Consider the following 1,388-nt stretch of genomic DNA (forward strand, 5'->3'; position numbering starts at 1 on the left):
CTATTGTTGAAACTATCAATGAGCCCAACTACCAAAGCGAAGCTCTCAGGGCGATCGCCTCGGCCTACATAGAACTAGAAGAGACAGAAGCGGCAGTGAAAGTCTTAGAAGAGGCTTTAACTATTGTTAAAACTATCGATGAGCCCGACTCCCAAAGCTATGCTCTCAGGGCGATCGCCTCAGCTACTGGACAATTACCAGATGTAAAAACCCGAAAATCTCTATTAAAAAATATCACCAAAACTGCTGAACAAATTAATGATAGCGATACACTCAAACAAGTTGCCTTCCAATATGCCCTTGATGGCTTATGGGGTGAAGCTCTTAATTCACTACGCCACTGTCCAGAAACAAGAAAAATAGAGGCTTTAACAGAAATTCTTAATACCTGGGCAGAAAAGCAGAATATTAAGTTAATCGATGGAGCAGTGATTATGGAGGTTAAAGCTAATGCAGAATCTGCTAGTATGTCTACATTTGAAGTTACTATTTATAATCAAGATCGAGGCTGTAACTACTATACTGATTGGTGGGAAATTCTCGATGAGAAGGGAAAACTTTTGTACCGTAAGGTTTTTTCTGGTCCCCACATACACCAACCAGACCAACTAAGTTTTCAGGATGAGCAATCTATTCAGATTAATTCTGACCGAACTATAATTATTCGTGCCCATTTACATTCTGATAATGATGATAATGATGATAATGATAGTACTGGATATGAAGCTCGGCAAGCCTGGAAAGGTTCAGTTACCCAAGGTTTTCAGATGATTCGTCTAGCTCACAATTTTGCAGAAAAAGTAATTAACTTAGAACCACAACCACCTAGTTGTCAAGATGCAAATAAATAGATGGATATATTTAGGGCTTGCTGAATAAATATAAAATTATATCAAGTTCGGGTGAATACTTACGATAAAAATGAGGTGAGGCAGGAGGCAGAAACTCAGATCTTGCATCTTTTCCAAAAGTTACTGGTGATGATTGAGTAATGAGTAATGAGTAATGAGTAATGAGTTTTTTTAAGTATTTATACTTACTTTTTTGAACCAAAAAACCCACCGAAACCACTAAATGAATGAATTTTTCTGACAGCTAAATTAGTACAAGAGTACTCGTGCTTTGCTCTCAGAGAAGGAAAGGAAGAAGGTATGAAGGTAGAACTTTATCATAACTAATTAAACGGACATGATATTAAATAACCAAATAGTAAATTATAGCAATGAGCAAATAGATGTTTACAGTTATCATGAAAAGCCCCCCTTTGTTAAGGGGGGTTGGGGGGATCTGTAAATATAAATATTGTTAACACTACAACGCTCATTGCTATAACTTACACCGCTTCTAAAAATCTACTCAAATTTACTCAAACAGCAAAATAAGACAGA

At 36.7% G+C, this 1,388-nt stretch carries 1 protein-coding gene; it reads left to right on the forward strand.

All coding sequences use genetic code 11. The annotated features are described in order from the left end of the window. A partial coding sequence (locus MW688_RS18665) for a hypothetical protein (protein WP_486737521.1) occupies positions 1–851 on the forward strand: 851 nt, incomplete at its 5' end. Positions 852–1,388 lie beyond the last annotated feature (537 nt).

The organism is Johannesbaptistia floridana, from assembly GCF_057440575.1.